This window comes from Azorhizobium doebereinerae UFLA1-100, assembly GCF_000473085.1.
GTDB classification, from domain to species: domain Bacteria; phylum Pseudomonadota; class Alphaproteobacteria; order Rhizobiales; family Xanthobacteraceae; genus Azorhizobium; species Azorhizobium doebereinerae.
Map to the genome: position 1 here is coordinate 35,872 of NZ_AXBA01000028.1, position 18,678 is coordinate 54,549.

General features: G+C 72.6%; 12 protein-coding genes. 2 read left to right on the forward strand and 10 right to left on the reverse strand.

Features of this window, described 5'->3' with window-relative positions; genetic code table 11:
- Positions 1–10: 10 nt before the first annotated feature.
- Positions 11–1,243, reverse strand: a complete 1,233-nt coding sequence (locus YU1_RS32135) for an alpha/beta hydrolase family protein (RefSeq protein WP_051357019.1) — start codon at positions 1,241–1,243, stop codon at positions 11–13.
- A 263-nt stretch (positions 1,244–1,506) separates the two neighbouring features.
- Here YU1_RS32135 and YU1_RS30160 point away from each other — a divergent pair, with 263 nt between their 5' ends.
- Positions 1,507–2,232, forward strand: a complete 726-nt coding sequence (locus tag YU1_RS30160) for a GntR family transcriptional regulator (protein ID WP_051357020.1) — start codon at positions 1,507–1,509, stop codon at positions 2,230–2,232.
- 91 nt (positions 2,233–2,323) lie between these two features.
- On the opposite strand, the gene YU1_RS34065 is transcribed toward YU1_RS30160, so the two are convergent.
- Both YU1_RS34065 and YU1_RS0118860 read right to left on the reverse strand, forming a co-directional pair.
- A complete protein-coding gene (locus YU1_RS34065) occupies positions 2,324–3,433 on the reverse strand; it encodes a DUF2778 domain-containing protein (protein ID WP_084539973.1) in 1,110 nt (369 codons plus the stop codon).
- A gap of 453 nt (positions 3,434–3,886) precedes the next feature.
- Positions 3,887–4,540 (reverse strand): invasion associated locus B family protein, encoded by a 654-nt coding sequence (locus YU1_RS0118860; RefSeq protein WP_051357021.1) that lies wholly within the window; start codon positions 4,538–4,540, stop codon positions 3,887–3,889.
- A gap of 278 nt (positions 4,541–4,818) precedes the next feature.
- Between YU1_RS0118860 and YU1_RS0118865 the strand changes: the two genes are divergently transcribed.
- Positions 4,819–5,331, forward strand: coding sequence for a flavin reductase family protein (locus tag YU1_RS0118865; RefSeq protein ID WP_029005414.1), 513 nt, complete (start codon positions 4,819–4,821; stop codon positions 5,329–5,331).
- Positions 5,332–5,415: 84 nt separating this feature from the next.
- Here YU1_RS0118865 and trxA read toward each other — a convergent pair whose 3' ends face one another.
- The 7 genes from trxA to YU1_RS0118900 form a co-directional block, all read right to left on the reverse strand.
- Complete coding sequence (gene trxA, locus YU1_RS0118870) at positions 5,416–5,736, reverse strand: thioredoxin (RefSeq protein ID WP_029005415.1); 321 nt, start codon at positions 5,734–5,736, stop codon at positions 5,416–5,418.
- A gap of 107 nt (positions 5,737–5,843) precedes the next feature.
- Positions 5,844–9,344 carry a double-strand break repair helicase AddA gene (gene addA, locus YU1_RS30170; RefSeq protein ID WP_051357022.1) on the reverse strand — a complete coding sequence of 1,167 codons (3,501 nt, stop codon included), beginning with the start codon at positions 9,342–9,344 and terminating at the stop codon, positions 5,844–5,846.
- Positions 9,341–12,388 (reverse strand): double-strand break repair protein AddB, encoded by a 3,048-nt coding sequence (gene addB, locus YU1_RS0118880; protein ID WP_029005416.1) that lies wholly within the window; start codon positions 12,386–12,388, stop codon positions 9,341–9,343. Before addB ends, addA begins: the two co-directional genes overlap by 4 nt.
- A gap of 282 nt (positions 12,389–12,670) precedes the next feature.
- Positions 12,671–13,372, reverse strand: coding sequence for a nucleotidyltransferase family protein (locus tag YU1_RS0118885; RefSeq protein ID WP_051357023.1), 702 nt, complete (start codon positions 13,370–13,372; stop codon positions 12,671–12,673).
- A gap of 17 nt (positions 13,373–13,389) precedes the next feature.
- The gene (tsaE, locus tag YU1_RS0118890; protein ID WP_051357024.1) at positions 13,390–14,943 is read right to left on the reverse strand and encodes a tRNA (adenosine(37)-N6)-threonylcarbamoyltransferase complex ATPase subunit type 1 TsaE; all 1,554 of its coding nucleotides are present in this window, start codon (positions 14,941–14,943) and stop codon (positions 13,390–13,392) included.
- The gene (locus YU1_RS30175) at positions 14,940–17,516 is read right to left on the reverse strand and encodes a sensor histidine kinase (protein ID WP_051357025.1); all 2,577 of its coding nucleotides are present in this window, start codon (positions 17,514–17,516) and stop codon (positions 14,940–14,942) included. The genes tsaE and YU1_RS30175 overlap by 4 nt, the downstream gene beginning before the upstream one ends.
- 266 nt (positions 17,517–17,782) lie before the next feature.
- The gene (locus YU1_RS0118900) at positions 17,783–18,652 is read right to left on the reverse strand and encodes a DUF4886 domain-containing protein (protein ID WP_425339165.1); all 870 of its coding nucleotides are present in this window, start codon (positions 18,650–18,652) and stop codon (positions 17,783–17,785) included.
- Between the last annotated feature and the right edge of the window lie 26 nt (positions 18,653–18,678).

Genomic DNA, 18,678 nt, shown 5'->3' on the forward strand with positions numbered 1-18,678 from the left:
GCGCGCGCCTTCAGATCAGGGGATTCCAGCCGGTCTTCAGCAGCCCCGCCTGGTCGATGCCGAAGATGTCCGCCAACCAGTCGGCAAGGATTTCCTGGCCCATGGTGGGGTTGTCGTGCTGGCAGTGCTCGGCGCCGGTCTCCTCCGGATCGACGATGCGGAAGGTGACGTTGACGCCGTGCTTTGCCGCATAGTCCCGGGTCTGCGTCGCCGCGCTCACGGTCAGCACGTCATAGCCGCCGTGCAGGATGAGGTAGGGGCAGCGCATGTGCTGCAAGTGGCCGTCGAGCGTGAAGGCCTTCGCCGTCTCCATGGCCGCGGCCATGGTGGGCGCGCCCATCACCCACTTGATGTGCATGGCGAGGCCGAAGTCCTCGCCCTTGCCGCCCCACATGTCGTGCACGTCCCAGATCGCCCCGTGCGAGATGACGGCGGCGAGGCGGTGCTCGTAGCAGCCGGCGCGCGCGGCGTAATAGCCGCCGAGCGAGGAGCCGCACACGGCGATGCGGGCGGGGTCCACGTCGTCGCGGGTGAGCAGCCAGTCAATGCACTTGCCGATGGCCACCTCGGTGTCGGGCCGCGCCACCACGCCGTGGCGGCGCAGCGTGCCGCCCTGGCCGGGGCCGTCGATCATCAGCACACTGATGCCCCGTTGCAGGGCGCCGTGCGCCTGCATGAACCACATCTCGTCCTTGATGCTGTCGAGCCCGCCCATGCAGATCAGCACCGGCATCTTCTCGCCGGGGAACGGGGCGCGGACGAAATAGCCGCAGATCGGCTTGCCGTCCTCATAGGGAATGTCCACCGCGACGCCGGGCGGGTTGAGGTGGGAGAGGAAGGCCTGCGAGCAGGCTTCCATCAGCTCGAAGGTCGGCAGGCGGCGCGGGTCGTCCGGCTCCAGGTGGAACTCGGCCTGCCGGTAGTAGTCGGCGGCGCGCAGCATGCAGTTCATGGCGGTGCGGATATGGCCCGCCTGCTCTTCCGCCAGAGCGCGCGTCCGGTTGCGCTCGGCGATGCGCATCCACTCCGCATGCCAGCTCTCCAGGTCGCCGGGGATCATGCGGGCGGCGGCCTGGAACACCTCGGAGACCGCGCCGCCGCCCTCCTGCGTCTCGCCGAGGCCGCGGCGGAACTGGTAGGCGAGCCAGGGATGCTCGGGCCAGTGGTGCCAGCCATAGGGCTCGTAATGGGGCAGCCGGTTCTGCGTGATCTGCTCGATGGCGCTGTCGATCACAGTCCCCATGGCACCGCCCTTTCAAACGCATGCAATCCGAATGCCTCAAACTTTGAATACAATTTGTCTCCGGTCAAGAAACAATGTATACATTTTTTGCTGCAATTCACGCCGCACCTTGCCCGCATTTTAAGCGGCGGTCCGCGTGGCGGACAGGATTGTCAAAGCATTTGCGCGGTCCCGCACCGGCGCTCCTATGGCACGAATTGTATGCTTGCCGCCGACCCGTCCCGGCGGGTAGGGTCGGGCAAAGTTCCATCTCGTGAAAGCGCATGGCCGATATCATCCTCGACCCCATCGAGCCGCCCCGGTCCGGCACCGCGACCCGCTCGCTGTCCGTCACCGACCGCATCCGCGCCTCAGTCCTGTCCGGCGACCTGGAGCCCGGCGCCAAGCTGCACGAGGTGCGCCTGTCGGAGACGCTCGGCGTCTCCCGCACGCCGGTGCGCTCGGCGCTGCAGTCGCTGGCCAGCGAGGGGCTGCTGGAATACGCGCCCAACCGGGGCTATTCGGTGCGCCGCTTCCGCACCTCGGAGATCGTGGACGCCTACGAGATCCGCGCCATGCTGGAATCGCTGGCCGCCCGCTTCGCCGCCGAGCGCGGCCTCTCCGACGCGGAGCGCGCCGCCATCGAGCGGGCGCTGGAGGATGGCGACCAGATCCTGGCGCGGGACGAACTGGGCGAGGAGGAGCGCATCGCCTACGGCACGGTGAACTTCATCTTCCACGACACCATCCACACCGCCGCCCGCTGCCGGATGCTGGGCGACATGGTGCGGCTGTGCCAGAGCGTGCCGCAATCCTCCCACCGCAACGTGGTGTCGTTCGACCATCTGGACGTGCGGCGGCGGCACGACGACCACCACCGCATCTATGACGCCATCCTGCTGTGCGATGCCTATCGCGCGGAAATGCTCATGCGCGAGCATGTGGCGAGCGTGAAGACCAGCCTGGTGCGCGCCCTCTCCGGCCGCCCCTCGCCCCGCCGCGGCCGCTGAGCGCCCCCGCCTGAACGAAAACACCCGGCGCGCAGGGCGGGCCGGGTGTCTCGGAAACGGGATTGGAAGCCGGCGGCGCGCCGCCGGAGGCTCAGCGCCCGGAGGCCTGCGACAGCCAGGCCAGGATCGGGTTGGACGGCTCGGGCTTGCTGGGCAGGCTCGTCACCACCACCAGCCGGTTGATCTCGCCGCGCTTGAAGGCGGTGAGGAACTTCGGATAGTCGCGGAACGAGACGCAGCCGTTGGAATCGCCGCGCGGGCCGAGCATGTAGGTGTGCGCCAGCATGCCGTCGCGGCCGAACATGTTGCCGCCGCCCACCGGGTTGAGGCGGATCGCCTCCACGCCGTGGAACAGGCTCTCGCGCATCTTCATCTCATAGACGTTGGGCGGGGTCGGGCCGACCATCTTCTTATGCACGAAGCGCGGGTCGTCGAACATGTCGCCATAGCCGGAGTGCGCCTCCAGCTTCTCGCCGTTCGGCATGTAGACCACGCGGGCCTTGATGTCATAGAGCGCGAACTTGTCGCTCGGGCCCGGCAGCATGGATTCGGCGGCTGGCGTGGGCGCCGCCGGCGGCGGGGTGCGCGCCGGCTCGGGCTCCTGCATGCGCTCGGCGGGCTCGACCGCCGCGAGCTGCTGGCGGCCGGCGAGCAGCGGATTGCGGGTCGGCAGCGGCGGCGCGACCAGTTGGGCGTTCAGCGCGCGCATCTCGGCGCGGTCGGCGGCCTCGCTCTGCGGCGCGCGGGCGGCGAACAAAGGATTGGCGGACGGCAGCGGCATCACCCGCACCGATTCGACCGCCGGCGCCGGCTCGGGCAGGGCGCTGGCGACCACGGTCTGGCGGCCGAGGAAGGCGGTGGGCTCGCCGGGCACGGAAGGGGCGAACATCCAGTCGCGCCCGTCGGCCACGGTGCCGGAGGAGGGAATCGCCTCGACCCGGCCGGCGCTGTGGGCGCGCGAGATGCGGATGGCATCGGGCGGATCGATAAGGGCGGTCTGCGACGCCTCGCGCCCGGCCGGCGCGGAGGCCGGAGCGGTGGAGCTGCGCCCGCCGCCGATGGCCACCATCAGCACGGCCGCGGCAATGGCGCCGAACCCGATGACGATACCGCCCTTGAGCAGAGGCTGGAACTTGGCCGTGGTCGCAAGAGGCGCCTCGAAGGGGGCCTCGTCGTCATCCATCCAGGCCATATAGGTCATGATGCGCGCTACTCGACTGATTGAAGGCCGGACTTCAGGCGGGCCGTCGCCTGCCTCATCGGCCAAGCGACACCCTGCGTCATCCGTACCTACGCCAGGATTGGGATATTTCCCTTGATCCAGCCCCCATTGAGCATGGATCGCGGTAAATAAATCGAAAACCCCCACGCCCCGTCGGAACTCACCCTTGCTCCCGCCGGTTTACATCTTGCCGGACCTTATGCCCCGGCAGGCTGTCCTGCGGCTTGCACGGGCATGCTACAGGACTGATGCGGCTTGGTTAACCCTCTTTTTTCATCCCGCTCATGACCATGCCCACACGGCGGGAATATGGTGCCTGTGCCGTATGTTGGGGGTGAGGGCCTGGTCCGCATCGCCCTGCGGCCGGATGCCGCCGCCGTTGCGGCACCCGGCGCATGAGGCCTGCCCCCGCCCCGTCCCGCCGCGCTTTCCTCAGCCCTTGTCGCGGGCGGCGAGCGCCGCAGCGAGGCCCTTGAACGAGATGTCGAGCGCCACCGGCTGCTGGTTGCGGTCGAGGAATTCCAGCTTGCCCGGCCCGGCGGCGGTGCCCAGTTCCGCCACGTCCTCGGCGCTCAGTTCCACGTCGGCGATGCAGGCGCGGATGCAGAACTTGTACTGCGCGGCCACGGTCCGCGCCTTCTCGCCATAGACGAAGCGGATGCCGGTGGGCAGCCACACGCCCACGGGCAACTGCACCACGAGGCGCATGGGCGCCTCCTTGGTCAGGCGGCCGAACACCACCTGCGCCGACAGCCCCTGCTGCGGATTACCGATCTGGAGCGTCTGGGCCGCCTCGCACACCTTGGCGCCGCCGACCACGTCGGAACGCTCGCAGCGCACCACCCAGTCGTCATAGGTGGCGGTGGTACGGGTCGGGCCGCTGTCCTCCTGGCCGAGCGCGGGGCCGGGCGCGGCCGGCTTCGGCGCGGCCGGTGCGGCAGCGGGCTTCTTCGCCGCCGGGGCCGTCGCCGGCGCGGCGGTCTGGGCGAACGCCGCCGGGGCGGAGGCGAGCCCCAGGGTCAGCGCGGCGGCGAGCAGGCCGAGCCGCCGCGACCGGCGCTCCGCAGCGAAACAGGAAAAAGACATCGAGACCCCCGCAATGCGTCGAACCGCATCCTGATAGCGCCGCGCTCCGGCACTGCCAATCACCCATAAGCGTCCTGCCGTCCGGGCACACCGTCCATGTGCGATTCGGCCGGGCGAAAACCGGGCCGGACGGGGGACGGAGCATCATCTCGCAAATGCGGAACCGCATGCCTACATTGCCTGTCGTCGGTCGCGCCTTCGACCGCGCCTGTGATTCGGGACCCTGCGATGCCGTTCCTGCCCCGCCTTTCCGTTATCTCCATCTCCGGGGCCGCCTCGTGAACCTCCAGGCCGAGCCGCCGAACCATGCCCTGACCGACGCCTACCGGGCCGGAATGCGGCGCCTCGCCGGGGCGGTGAGCGTTCTTACCGTGGGTGAGGGGACGAGCCGCACCGGCCTGACCGCCAGCTCGCTCACCTCGTTTTCCGTGGACCCGCCGACGCTGCTCATCTGCATCAACAAGGGCTCGTCGGTGCGCGGCGAGCTTCTGGCGCGCGGCGTGTTCGCGGTGAACGTGCTGGCGGCGGGCCAGCAGGAGCTGGCCGAGCGGTTCGCCGGCATGAAGGGCCTGCATGGCGAGGAGCGCTTCGCGGCGGGCGGCTGGACCCAGCTCGCCACCGGCGCGCCGGTCCTCGACGGGGCGCTGGCCAATTTCGACTGCCGGCTGGACGAGGTGATCGAGCGCCATTCGCACATGATCGTGCTCGGCCGCGTGGTGGCCACCCGCCTCGCCGAGGCGGCGGAGCCCCTGCTCTATTGGTCGCGCGGCTTCCGCCAGCTGGATCTCTGACCGCGCCGGCACGCGCCTCGCCAAGACCCCAATAAAAAAGGCGGGCCGAAGCCCGCCTTGTTGCCGTCCGCCGGAACCCCGCGCTCAGGCGGCGGTGTTGATCCAGCTCGCCAGCTTCGCCTTGGCGGCGGCGCCCACCTGGCGGGAGGCGATCTTGCCGTCCTTGAACAGCAGCAGGGTCGGGATCGACATGATGCCGTACTTGGACGCCGTCACCGGATTCTCGTCCACGTTCAGCTTCACGATCTTCACCTTGCCGCCCAGCTCGCCGGACAGTTCGTCGAGCACCGGGCCCACCATGCGGCAGGGGCCGCACCACTCGGCCCAGAAGTCGACGACGACGGGGGTTGCGGAGTTGAGGACATCGGCCTCGAAGCTCTGATCGGACACTTTATCGACGGCCATTGGGATATACCTCGTGGGGATTTCAGCAGCGATCCACTGGATCTTGGTGCCAAGGTAAGAACCCCCTCCCCTCCCCGTCAAGGCGCGTCACGCGGGCGTGACGCGGGTCAGGCAGGAGCGGCAAGCAGGGCTTCCAGCCTGGCGGCGAGCCGCTCGGCCGGCAGCACGTGCACCAGCGGGCCGCGGGTATAGACGAGGTGGGCCTCCAGCGTCCGGCCGGGGAACACCTTGGCCAGCACCGCGCCATAGAGCGCCAACTGGCCCACATAGCCCTCGCCGATATGGTCGAGGGTGCGGGGCGGAGTGCGGTCGGTCTTGAAGTCGGCCAGCACCAGCCGGTCCCCCAGCACCGCCAGCCGGTCGAGCCGGCCGTTCACGGCCAGCACCCGGCCGTCCACAGCCATCAGCCGGCCCACCACCGGCACCTCGGCGAGGCTCCCCGGGCCGAACAGGGCGTCGAGCGGGGCATGGGCCAGTACGCCCGTCACCTCGGCCAGCACGTCGTCGCGCTGCGCATCGGACAGGCCCGCCGCCACATGGTCCAGCAGCCGCAGGCCCGCCGCCGCGCGCTGCCCGGCCGGCAGGGCGCCGAGCCCGGCCAGCAGGCGGTGCACCAGGTCGCCGCGCACGCGGGGATCGAGAGCATGGGGATCACGCGCAACGGGCGTACTGCCGCCGGCGCCGCCGGAGCGCGAGGGCCGCAGCGCGCGGGGCGCCGCCACCGGCGCGGGTAGCGGCGCCAGCACGGGCGGTGGGGGCACCGGTGCCTTCGCTTCCGGCGCGAGATCGGTGGCGGCCGGCTCCAGCGAGCGGCCGGACTTGCGCCAGCGCAGCACCTCGCCTTCCCACCCCTGCGCCGGCACAGTCTCCGCCGCGTCCGCCAAGGCGGCATGGACGAGGTCGTACCAGCAGCCTGCCGGGCGGGCGTGGGCCTTGTCCTTGGCGGCGGCGCGGGTCTCGGCGCCGCAGACGATCAGGGCGTCCTCGGCGCGGGTCAGCGCCACGTAGAGCAGGCGGCGGTATTCCTCCAGCTCGCGGGCGGTCAGGGCGGCGCGGGCGGCGGCCAGCGCCGCCGGGTCCTCCGGCTTGCGCGGCGCCAGCACCGGCACCACCGCGCCGTCCGGCGCCGTCACGCTGAGCAGACCGCCGGCGGTGCGGGCCTTGGGCAGGTCCACCGTGTCCGCCAGGATGACGATGGGCGCCTCCAGCCCCTTGGCGCCGTGCACGGTCATGACGCGCACCTCGTCGCGGCCGCTCTCCATGTCGCGCTTGGTCTCGGCGCCGCCGCGCCGCAGGAAAGCGAGGAAGCCCGGCAGGGTGGCGGGCTCCAGGCTCTCATAGGTGCGGGCCAGCGCCATGAACTCGTCCAGCACGTCCGCCGCCTCCGGGCCGAGGCGGGCCAGCATGGCGCGGCGGCCGCCGTCGCGGCCCAGCACGCGGGCGTAGAAATCGAACGGCCGCAGCGCCCGCGCCTCCCCGCGCCACAGGCCGAGCCGGGCGGCGATAGCGCCGTCGCCGTAGGCCGCGAGCGCGTCCTCCAGCCGGCCCACGCGCCGCGGGCACAACGCCAGCAGGTCGTCGTCGGTGAGGCCGAACAAAGGGCTCTTCAGCACGCTGGCCAAGGCGAGGTCGTCGTCGGGCGAGAGCAGAGCGTCGCCCAGCGCCATCAGGTCCAGGGCGGCGATATGCTGCGCCACCACCAGGCGGTCGGCGCCAGCCACGTCCACGCCGCCGCCGGCCTCCTTCAGCGCCCGGATCACCGCCTCGAACAGCCGCCCGCGCCGGCGCACCAGCACCAGCACGTCCGCTGCCCGCATGGGCCGCCCGCCGCGCGCGGGAATGGCGAGGCGCCGCGCGATGCCGTCGCGCACGAAGGCGGCGATGCGTTCGGCGAGGCGGTTCACCGGGTCGTCGCCCGGCGTCTCGTCGAGCGGCCGGCGCCAGTCGTCCACCTTGGGCCGAGCCAGCGGCGTCACCGTCGGCCACACCTCCACCAGGGCCGGCGCGTCGGCGCGGATGGCGGCGTGCGGCGGGGCCACGCTGTCGATGGTGAGGCCGGCGCTCGCCTCGGCGCGGGCGAAGATGGCGTCCACCGCCTCCAGCACGCCGGGGGCGGAGCGGAAGGAATGCGGCAGGCGCACCTGGCGGAAGTCCTGCGCCCCGGCGTCGCGGGCGAAGGCGAGGCGCATCTCGCCGAAGGCGCGCGGGTCGGCGCCCTGGAAGGAGAAGATGGACTGCTTCTCGTCGCCCACCACGAACAGGGTGCGCTTCACCCCCTCGCGGGCGCCCTCGCCGGCGAAGAAGTCCGAGACCAGGCCGCGCACCACGCGCCACTGGTCGGGGCTGGTGTCCTGCGCCTCGTCCACCAGCACATGGTCGATGCCGCGATCGAGCTTGTAGTGCACGAAGGACGCCGGCACGCGGCCGAGCAGATCCGCCGTGCGGCCGATCAAATCGTCGAAATCCAGCAGGCCGCGCCCGGCCTTCTCCGCCTCGTAGCGCTGGCAGGCGGCGGCGCCCAGCGTCAGGGCGGCTTCGGTGCGCTCCAGCGCGCGCACCGCGCGCAACGTCTCGGTCAGCGCCACGAGGCGGTCGCGCTCGGCCTCCAGATTGGCGGCCAGCTCCGGATAGGCCTCGCGCAGGCCCTTGGTCAGCAGGTCCTTGTCGGAGCGCGGATCGCCGTCCGCCTTGAAGAAGACGTCGCGATAGGCGGCGAGCCGGACGGCATCGTCGGGCGCGTCCAGCGCCGCCCGAAACGCCGCCGCGCGCTTGCGGTCGTTCACCTTGTCGGAGGTGAGGAACACCGCCTCGATGTCCGGCCAATGCGCCTGCGGCACCACCACGCTCGCCAGCATCTCGGCCGCGATGCCGGCCGCCGTCGCGCCGGGCGTGACGCCGAGCACCGCCGCCACGCGGGCGGCGCGCGCCCGCGCATCCCCGCCCAGCGCCGCGATGGCCGCCCGCGCGCCCACGGCGGCTTCCAGCAGGTCGTCGATGCCGCCGTCGGACATCTCCTCCATCAGCCGGGTCAGCGCCCGACCGAGCGGGGTGTGCGGGGCGCGCGCCGCCTCCACCACCAGCTCGGCGCGGATGCGGGCCATCAACTCCATGCGGCCCACGTCGTCCAGCTCGCGGAAGCCGGCCGCGACGCCGGCCTCGAACGGGAAGCGGTGCAGCAGGCCGCCGCAGAAGGCATGGATGGTCTGGATCTTCAGCCCGCCCGGCGTCTCCAGCGCCGCCGCGAACAGCCGCCGCGCCTGGATGCGCAGCACCGGCGTCGGCGGGGCGTTGTCGATCCGGCGCAATTCCGCGTCGAGCGCGGCATCGTCCAGCGCCGCCCAGCGGCTGAGGATGGAGAGCACGCGGTTGGCCATGTTGGCCGCCGCCGCCTTGGTATAGGTGAGGCACAGGATGCGCCCCGGCGCGGTGCCTTGTAGCAGCAGGCGGATCACCCGCTGCGCCAGCACATGGGTCTTGCCGGAGCCGGCATTGGCCGACACCCAGGCCGAGGTGCCCGGCGAGGACGCCTCGCCCTGCCGGCGGGTGGCCTCGGCCTTGGCGGCGGACGAGGCGGCGGCTTCGGTGGCGGGCGCGGTGCCGGTGCTCATTCCCCGCCCTCCTCGGCGCCGAGCGCCCATTCCCGCACGCGGGCCAGATGGTCATAGGTGCCGAAGCGCCCGCGCCATTGCGGGGCGGCGAGCGAACGGTAGCCCCGGCTTTCGTCGTCGAAGGCCAGCAGCAGGTCGGTGAGGCGCTCCAGCGCCTCCTCCGCCATGGCGGTGGCGGTGGTCTTGTCATCCACCCCCGGCTTCTCGCGCCCGGCCTGCGCCCCGCCCTTCAGTTCCACATAGAGGAAATCCGCCACCGGGGCGGCGGGCACGTCCTTGAACGCGCCGCGCGCCGCCATCGCCGCCTCCAGCGGCAATTGGGGGGAGAAGGTCGCGCCCTGCTTGGTGGAGGGCGCGGTGCCGGTCTTGTAGTCGAGGATGGCCAGCTGCCCGTCGCGGCGCAGTTCGATGCGGTCGGCGCGCCCGGTCAGCAGGAAGTCGCCGCCGGGCAGCGGCAGGGTGAGCCGGCCGCCGGTCTCCGCCACCACGCGGTCGAGACCGGCCCGCCGCTCGCGCTCGAACTCCACCACGAAGGCGGCCACCCGCTCGAAGCGCGCCCACCAGATGGCATGCTCGGCGGGAAACACCTCCAGCCGGGCGAAGGCGGCGCGGCCATGGTCCAGCAGGCGGTCCAGCGCGTCCGGCGGCAGATCCACCGGATGGGCCTGGGCGAACGCGCCCAAGGCGTCGTGCAGCGCGCTGCCGCGCTCGGCCCCGCCCGGCATGGCGTCGAGCGGCTCCAGCGGCTGGAGCGCCAGCACGTGACGGGCGAAGATGGAATAGGGATCGCGTAGGAAGGTCTCGATCTCGGTAACGCTGAGCTTGCGCGGACGCAGGGCCAGCGGCGGCCTGGGCGCGGGCTGGGTGACGCGGGGCACGCGGGGGCCGTCGTCCAGCGCGGCGGCGGCATGGCGCCATGCTTCGCCCCGGGCCAGCGCCGCCGCCCACAGGTCGCGGCCGGCCACGGTCCACAGCCGCTGGAGGAAGCGCGAGGGCACGCTCTGGGTGCCGCCCACCTTGCCGGGATAGGTCAGCACCACCTCGCGGGCGCCGAACGCCTGCACGAAGTCGTGGGCGGACAGGCCGATGCGCCGCTCCGGCTGGTCGAGGCCCAGTTCCGCCCGCATGGGGCGGCTGAGCCACGGGTCGGTGCGGGTCTCCGGCGGCCAGGAGCCTTCCACCAGCCCGCCCAGCACCACCCGGTCCAAGGCGACGAGGCGCGCTTCCAGCGGGCCGAGGATGCGGATGCGTTCCTCGCCCGCGCCGCGCGGGCGCACCACCCGGTCGGCGAGCAGCGCGGAGATGGCGTCCGCATAGGCCTCCGGCGTCAGCGGCGGCCCGGCCGCCGCCCCGTCCCGGATCTCGCCGAACGCCTGCGCCAGCGACGCCTCGGCGGGGTCGTCCGCCTCCGGATCGAGCGGGCCGCACAGCGCCTCATGGGCGCTGACATGGGCGGCGACGAGGTCGGCCAGCGGCGTCTTTTCCCTCTCTGTGAAGGCGCAGAGCGGGCCGAGCGCCTCGGCGAGGCGGGCGACGAGATCGCGCGCCGCCTCCAGAAGGTCGGCATCGACGCGGTTGCGCGGGTCGCCGGGGCGCAAATCGCGCCCGTCGAAGGCCTCGACCGCCTCGATCAGGCCGGCGATGCCGGAGCGCGGGCGCGGGCCGCGCAGGGCGATCAGCTCCAGCGCCGCCACCGCCGCGCGGAGCGCCTCCGGCTCCAGGTCGAGCCGCACGCCAGGCTGGGACAGCAAAGCGAACACCGGCACCGGCGCGCAGCCCTCCGCCACCGCCTTGGCGATCAGGCGGGCAAGGCGCGCGGGCGCGGTCTCGGCCAAGGGCTCGCCGGCGGAATCGTCGATGGCGATGCCGAAGCGCAGCAGTTCGGCCGCCACCCGGCGGGCGAGGTCGCGGTCCGGCGTGATGAGCGCGGCGCGCATGTCCGGCCGGGCCAGCGCGTCGCGCAGCTCCAGCGCGATGGCCAGCGCCTCCTCGCGCGGGTCCTGGGCGGCGATGACGCGGATGTCGGCCAGCGCCGCCGCCCGCTCCGCCTCGGGCAGGCGCTCGGGCAGGCTCGCCCACATCTCGGCGGTCTCCGACTGGCGCAGCGCCTCGCTGAGCAGTCGTTCCCGCCCATACGGCGCGCGGGCGCCGATCTCGGGCACGTCCCGGCGCTCGATCTCCATCTTCTTCAGCAGATGGGCGAGGCCGAACTGGGGATGGTCCGGCGCGCTGGTGGCCTCCGCCGTCAGGAGCTGGAACGCCGTCTCCTCCAGGGTGAGGTCGAGGCCCGGCAGGACCACCGCGCCCTGCGGCAGGCCGGCGATGGCCTTGAGCAGCCGCGCGGTGGTGGGCAGGGAGCCGGTGGAGCCGGCGGCGATCACCGGCCCGGCCTCGGCCCCCAGCGCATCGAGGCGCCGCTCCTCCGCATGCACCAGGGCATCGCGGCGGGCGGCGGGGTCCACGAGGCCGCTTTCCGCCAGATGTCCCGCCCAGGCGTCGCGGGCGATGCGCAGGAATTGCAGGCTGATCTCGAAGAAGGCGTCGTGCTCCTCCGGCACCAGGGCATCGAGCTTCGACCAGGGGATGTTGGCCGTCACCATCTGGTCGAACAGCCGGCCCAGTTCGTCGGCCAGCGCCATGGTGGCGGCGGGGCCGGCGGCCACCATGGCCTGCCCCTCGCCTTCCGCCAGCGCGTCGCGCCAGCGCGCCACGAGGCCGGCGAGCGCGATGCGCCGGTGGACGCCCGCCACCGCATGGGGCGGGGCGAGCAGCGCCGCCTCCTCGGAGAAGGCGAGCGCGTCCTCGTCCACGTCGCCCAGGGGCACGATGCGCGGCAGCAGCACGCCCGCGCCGCCGACGGCGTCCAGCAGCGCCGCGCCGAACAGGCGCCCGGCGCGGCGGGTGGGCAAATAGATGGTGGCGGAGGCGAGCGCCATGGGATCGCCGCGCGGCGCGAAGCCGGGCACGAGATGGCCGTCGAGCAAAGCGTGCGCCAGCGTCGGCAAGAAGGGCGCGGAAGAGGGGATGGTGAAAACGCGCGTCATGCGGGGCGGCCTGCGGGGGTGCGCTCGATCATGGCCTCTCCTTCACCGGCTGCGGGTCATCACTCGCGCGGCGGGGCCGTGCTGACTGTTCTCCGCGACACGCCCCGCCCCCGCGCGACGCGCTCCCTCTCCCGCTTGCGGGGGAGGGCTGGGGTGGGGGCCGCGCGGCAGCGCGGAACCGTTAGCGCCGGACGCGCCGGGCGGAGCGCCGCCGGCCTGCGGCCGTCGCCCCCACCCAACCCTCCCCCGCAAGCGGGAGAGGGCTTTGCGCCCGCCCGCCGCTCAGTCGCTGGAGCGGCGGATGGCTTCCTCGGCGGCGGGGATGGCGCCGGGGGTGCCCACATGCATCCACACGCCTTCCAGGCGCAGCCCGTAGAGGCGCTGCCGCTCGATGGCGGCGTTGAAGATGCGGGTCAGGGAGAACGGCCCTTCCGGCGCGTCGGCGAACAGTTCCGGCTTCAGCACGCAGGCACCCGCATAGACGAAGGGCGAGATCAGCCGCTCGCCGCGCCAGGACAGGCGGCCGTGCGCGTCCATCAGGAAGTCGCCCTTGCCCTCGTAGCCGATGGAGGACGCGGTGCCCGCCACCAGCAGCAGCGCGTCCATGGTCTCGGGGTCGAAGCCCTCCGCCAGGCGCTTGAGGTTGGGGTGGACGCCCTCGATCCAGATGGTGTCGGCATTGATGGCGATGAAGGGCTCGCCATGGAACAGGTGCAGCGCCTTTTTGATGCCACCGCCGGTCTCCAGCAGTTCCCCGCGCTCGTCGGAGATGTGCAGGTGCGGCGGGGCGGTGCGGGTGGCCAGATGGGCCTCCAGCATGTCCGCGTGATGGTGGACATTGACCACCGCCTCGCGGATGTCGGCCGCCTCCAGGCGGTCGAGCACGTGGTCCACCAGCGCCTTGCCGTTCACCTCCACCAGGGGCTTCGGCCGGGTGTCGGTCAGCGGGCGCATGCGGTTGCCCAGGCCGGCGGCGAGCACCATGGCGCGAGAAAGCGTCGTCACGTCTGAAATTCCCTCGATGGCAGGACGGCTTCGTACCACATCCGCAGCGAGCCGAGCTCTGGATGGGCGAGGCAGCGGGCGAGGTATCGCCTAATACGCGGAAGGTGACGCAAATATTGCGGTTTGCCGTCGCGGGCGTTGAGCCGGGCGAAAATCCCGAGAATCTTGGTCGCCCGCTGCGCGCCCATCAGCGCGTAGAGGTGCCCGAAGCGGGCCGTGTCGAAGGTCGGCTCGGCGTCCACGCGCAGATGGAGGTAATAGCTCAGGAGGTCCGCCTCCAGCGTTTCCGGCACGTCCACCCGCGCATCCTGGGCGAGCGAGGCCATGTCGTAGGCCGCAGGTCCCAGCACCGCGTCCTGGAAGTCGATCAGCCCCATCCGGGCAAGGCCCTCGCGCTGGTTGAGCCAGATCAGGTTGGGCGAGTGATAGTCGCGCAGCACCCAGGTCTGCGGCTCGGAGAGCACGGCGCTCAGCGCCCCGCGCCACAGCAGCAGGAATTCCTCGCGCACCACCGCGTCGGCCTGCGCGCCCCGGAACGGCAGGTACCAGTCCAGCAGCAGCTCCAGCTCGATCAGGAAGGCTTCGAGCGTATAGGTGGGCAGCACGTATTCCACCTGCGGGGCGATGTGCAGCACGCTCGGCAGCGGGCGGGAATGCAGCGCCGCCAGCAGCTCGGCCGCCACCGCGTAGCGCTCGCGGATCGGCTCCGGCGGGGTGCCGGAGACGACGCCGTCACTGCCCAGGTCCTCCAGGATCAAGAGGCCCCGGTCGAGGTCGGCGGCATAGATTTCAGGCGCCGAGAAGCCCTCCGCCCTGAGCCCGCGCGCCATGGCGACGAAGGGGCGCACGTCCTCCGCCAGATGGGCGAGGCGGCTGTAGGGCAGGCCGCGCCGCACCGGCGGCCCGTCCGGGCGCTTGGGCGCGTTCATCAGCACGGCGGACCTGCGCCCGAGCACGAGCCGGGCGTAGGAGCGGCTGGAGGCGTCGCCCTGGAGATACTGCCGCTCGGCGCCGGCGAAGCCGCTGGCCTCGACCAGGAATTCGGCCACATGCATGCGGTCGAGCCGCTCGATGAAGGCGCCCGAGCCCACCAGGAAGGCGCGCCGCGCCTCCGGGCCGATGTCCGGGGCCAGCTCCAGGCCGATGTCCAGCCGGCTGGCCGGCAGCCGCCCCTCGGCGCGCTCCGGCCATTCCACCAGCACGATGGCATCGGTGCTCAGCTCGTCCCAGCCGATCTCGTCCAGTTCGTCCGGCTCGGCCAGGCGGTAGAGGTCCGCATGCACCACCTTGCCGCGGCCGAAGTCGTAGCCGATGACCAGCGAGAAAGTGGGGCTGGGCACCTCCAGGCGCGGTTCGCCCGCCAGCGCCCGCACCAGGAAGCGGGCCAGGGCGGTCTTGCCCGCGCCGAGATCGCCGGACAGCGCCACCACGTCGCCAGTGGCGAGCCAGGGCGCCAGCATGGCGGCCAGCTGCTCGGTGTCGGCCAGATCGTTCAGCACCACCGACAAGGCGGGAATGCCGCCGGGGACGCGCTCCAGGGTCAGGCTCATGCGGCGGCCTCTTGGCGGCGCGCGGCCAGGGGGAAGACGCAGGTGGCGAGCGTGCCGCCGCCCTTGGCCGGGGCGAGGCTCACGGTGCCGCCGTGCAGTTCCATGAAGGAGCGCACGATGGACAGGCCGAGCCCGACGCCGCGATGCCGCGTGCCGCCGGGATGGGTACCCGCCGTCTCGAAGCGCTGGAACAGGTGTTCCACCATGTCCGGCGCCACGCCGGGCCCCTGGTCGCGCACGCTCAGCACCAAGGCGTCGGCGGTGCGCTCGGCGCGCAGGCGCACGGCGCTGCCGGCCGGGGCGGCCGCGATGGCGTTGGACAGGAGGTTGAACAGGATCTGCCGCACCCGCCGGCCGTCGGCGACGAAGCTGCCGAGGTCCGCGCCGGCCTCGATCTGCACGCTGACGCCCGCTTCCTCCAGCAGGTCGCGCACCGAATCCGCCGACGCTTCCAGCACCCCGCGCACGTCCACCTCGGCGAGGTCCAGCGTCATCGCCCCGGCATCGATGGTGGCGAGATCCAGGATGTCGTCGATCAGCGCCCGGAGCGCGTCCGAGGACTGGCCCACATGGGCGAGGAATTCGCGCTGGCGCGGGTTCAGCTCGCCCGCCACGCCCTCGGCCAGCATGTGGGCATAGCCGATCAGCGTGTTGAGCGGCGTGCGCAGGTGGTAGGAGACATGGCCGACGAAGGCGTTCTTCAGCGCGTCGGCGGCTTCCAGCGCCTCGTTGCGCTCGATCAGCGCCCGCTCCACCTTCACGCTGTCGGTGACATCGCGGAAGGTCACCATGGTGCCGCCGTCCGGCAAGGGCTGGGCGGCGCCGTCGAGCACGCGCTTGTCGGCGGTCTCCAGGCGCAGGCTCTCGCCCTCGCGGTGGTCGAGGGCGGTGACCACGTTGCGGATGCGCGCCCAGGCGCCGCTCTCGCCGTGCTTGGGCCGGCACATGGCGGCCACCGCGTCGATGTGCGGACGCTCGCCCAGGGCCTGCGCGCTCAGCGACCAGAGGTGCAGGAAGGCCTGGTTGTAGAGCCGCAGCCGGCCGTCGGAGCCGAACACCGCCACCGCCTCGGCGAGGCCGTCCAGCGTCTCGCCCTGGATGCGGATGAGGCTGTTGTAGCGGCTCTCCAGCGCCATGCGCTCGGACAGATCGTCGAACAGATAGGTGACGCCGCCCTCCGCATTGGGGGTGGCGACCACCCGCAGCATCTGCCCGCCGGGTAAATGCCACCAGTCGTGCACCGGCTCCAATGCGCGGTAGGATTCGCGCAATTGCTCGCGCCAGGCACGGAAGTCGGCTTGCTCGGGCACCTTGCGGGCCGCGCGCAGGCGCTCCAGCACCTCGCTCTCGCTGGGCCGCTGCTCCAGATAGGCCGGCTCCAGGGCGAACAGGCGCTCATAGGCGGTGTTGTGGAACACCACGCGCTCGTCGGCGCCGAAGATCACCACCGCCGTATTGAGCTGGTCGAGCGTGCGGCGGTGCGCGGCAAGGCCGCGCTCGTGCTCGATGCGCGCCGCATCGGCCTCGGTGACGTCCACCGCCAGCCCGGCGGCGCCGAAGCTGCCGGCGGCCTCGGTGACGTCCAGCAGGCGGCGCTTGCCGCCGGCCACCACGCGCACGCGGGCGGCATAGGGCTGGCCCTGGCGATGGGCGGCATCCGCCGCCTCGCGGGCCGCCTGGTCGAGCAGTTCCACCGGCGCGGCGCCGGGCCCGCCCACCGCCTTGGCGAAGGCGGCGTTGACCGAGGCCAGCGCGCCGTCGATGCCCCGGCGCCACATGGGCAGCGGGGCAAGGTCGAACAGCGCCTTCAGCGCCTCCGCCTCGATGCTGGCCCCCGCCGCCTCGGCGCGCGGCAGCGCGGCGGCGCCGAGTTCGGGCCGGGCCACCAGCAGCCGGGCGCCGGCCACCGTGCGGCCGTCCACGCGGATCGCCGCGCCGGCGCCATCGCGCGTCAGGAGGCTGAACCCCCGCCCCTCGCCTTGCAGCAGGGCGAGCGGCGCGGCGAGGGCGGCGGCGGCCTCCGCGCCGAGCCAGCGCGGCAGGCCCGTGGCCAGGGCGGCGGCGTCGGCCGGGTCGGGAAAGGCGGCGCCGGCATCGCCGATGCTGTCGAGCACGCCGTCGTCGCGCCACAGCACCAGGCCGCGCGCGCCGACCGCGAGCAGCGCCCGCAGCGCCTGGAGTTCGGCCCGCAGCCGCAGCGTGGCCTCCCCTGCCCGCCGCTCCGCCGCCGTCTTGCGGCCGAGCGTGACGACGGCGAGGCCGGCGGCGGCGAGCGCGATCAGCGAGGTGCCGCCGGCGAGGCCGAGGAGGAGACCGGAGGCGGCGAGCCCGTCCGCCGCCGCCGCATGGGCGGTGCCCGCGTGGAGCAGGACGCCGGCGGCGGGCGCGGCGGCGAGGAAGCGGCCCGCGCCGGGCAGGCGGGCGGAACGGACGGGGCGCCGGGAGAGGATCACGGACATGAGGGGCTGGGGAACCTGCGCGACGAAGGCGGGGGCGGTGGCGGTGCCGTGGTCGGCGCTGGGATGCGCCCGGATCGTCCACGGCGCGCCGATGCTCCGGCTCCGATCGGCCATCCGCCCCATGTCCTTCCGTTCGCCAGAGCGCTCCTCATGAGCGCCGCGCCGCCACTGCGAATCAGCGTCCGATCCTAATGGAGGCGGCCCGGGGTTAGAAGCCCGCCCCGGGGACCCGGCGCCGCCCTCTCCCGCGCGGCGGGGGGATGCCTTGCGCGCGGTCCTGACGCCTCCCGCGCGACCCGCTCCCTCTCCCGCATCGCGGGAGAGGGCTTTCCGGCCCGCCGGGCGGCTGCGACAGGCCCAGCCGTTCCGGCCCCCGGCGCTCACTTGCCGTAATAGTCCTGCACCGTCTCCCAGGCGACGGCCTGGATCAGGGCGGCGGTCGGCGCGTCGATGCTGCCGACATAGCTGTTGCCCACCGGCGAGCGGCCGGTCAGCGCGGCGAAGATCACGCTGGCGGCGAGATAGCTGCCCGCCGGGCTCGGATGGCGCTTGTCCGCCGCATAGAGGTTCAGCTCCGGCTGGCGGGCGCGCATGCGGGCGAAGGCGAGGCCCGCCGGGATCACCAGAGCGTCATTGGCATTGCCCACCGTGGTGTAGGCCTCGGCCAGCTCCGCCGTCATCTCCGGCTTGTCCGCATAAGCCCAGGACATGAACAGGACGGGACGCGCCTCGTTCTGCCGCACGATGGCGCTGTCCTTCTTCACCTCGCTGGCGAAGGCGGCCTTGAGCTGGGGATGGATCGGGCACTGGCTGCAATCCATCATCACCGCCACGTCGAACAGCCGGCCCGGCTTGTTGAAGACCACGTTGTTCTGGTCGTCGAACGTGTAGGCGCCGAGGCCGCCGGGGCGGAAATAGCTCGCCATGTCGTGCCAATCGAGGCCGGAGCCGCCGATGGTCACCATGATCGCCCGGTAGGCGGCCTTGTTGTCGGGGTCGGCGGCCTTCTCCAGCGCCAGCACCTGGCTGTGGATGCCGTTGTTGTAATAGAAGAAGCTGTTGCCGACGAAGAGCGCGCTCTTGGGGAAGTCCGGCCCCAGCGTCGTCACCTTCGGCCGGGTCTGAACCGCCGGAACGGCGGCCGCGGCCTGCGGCGCGGACTGGGCCAGCGCGGCCGGCGCCACAGACCATGACCCAAGAGCAAGCGCCACCAGCGCGGCGATCAGGCGCCCCGTGCGAACCATCTGCAATCCTCCCTCGCGCCGGCCGCTGCGGA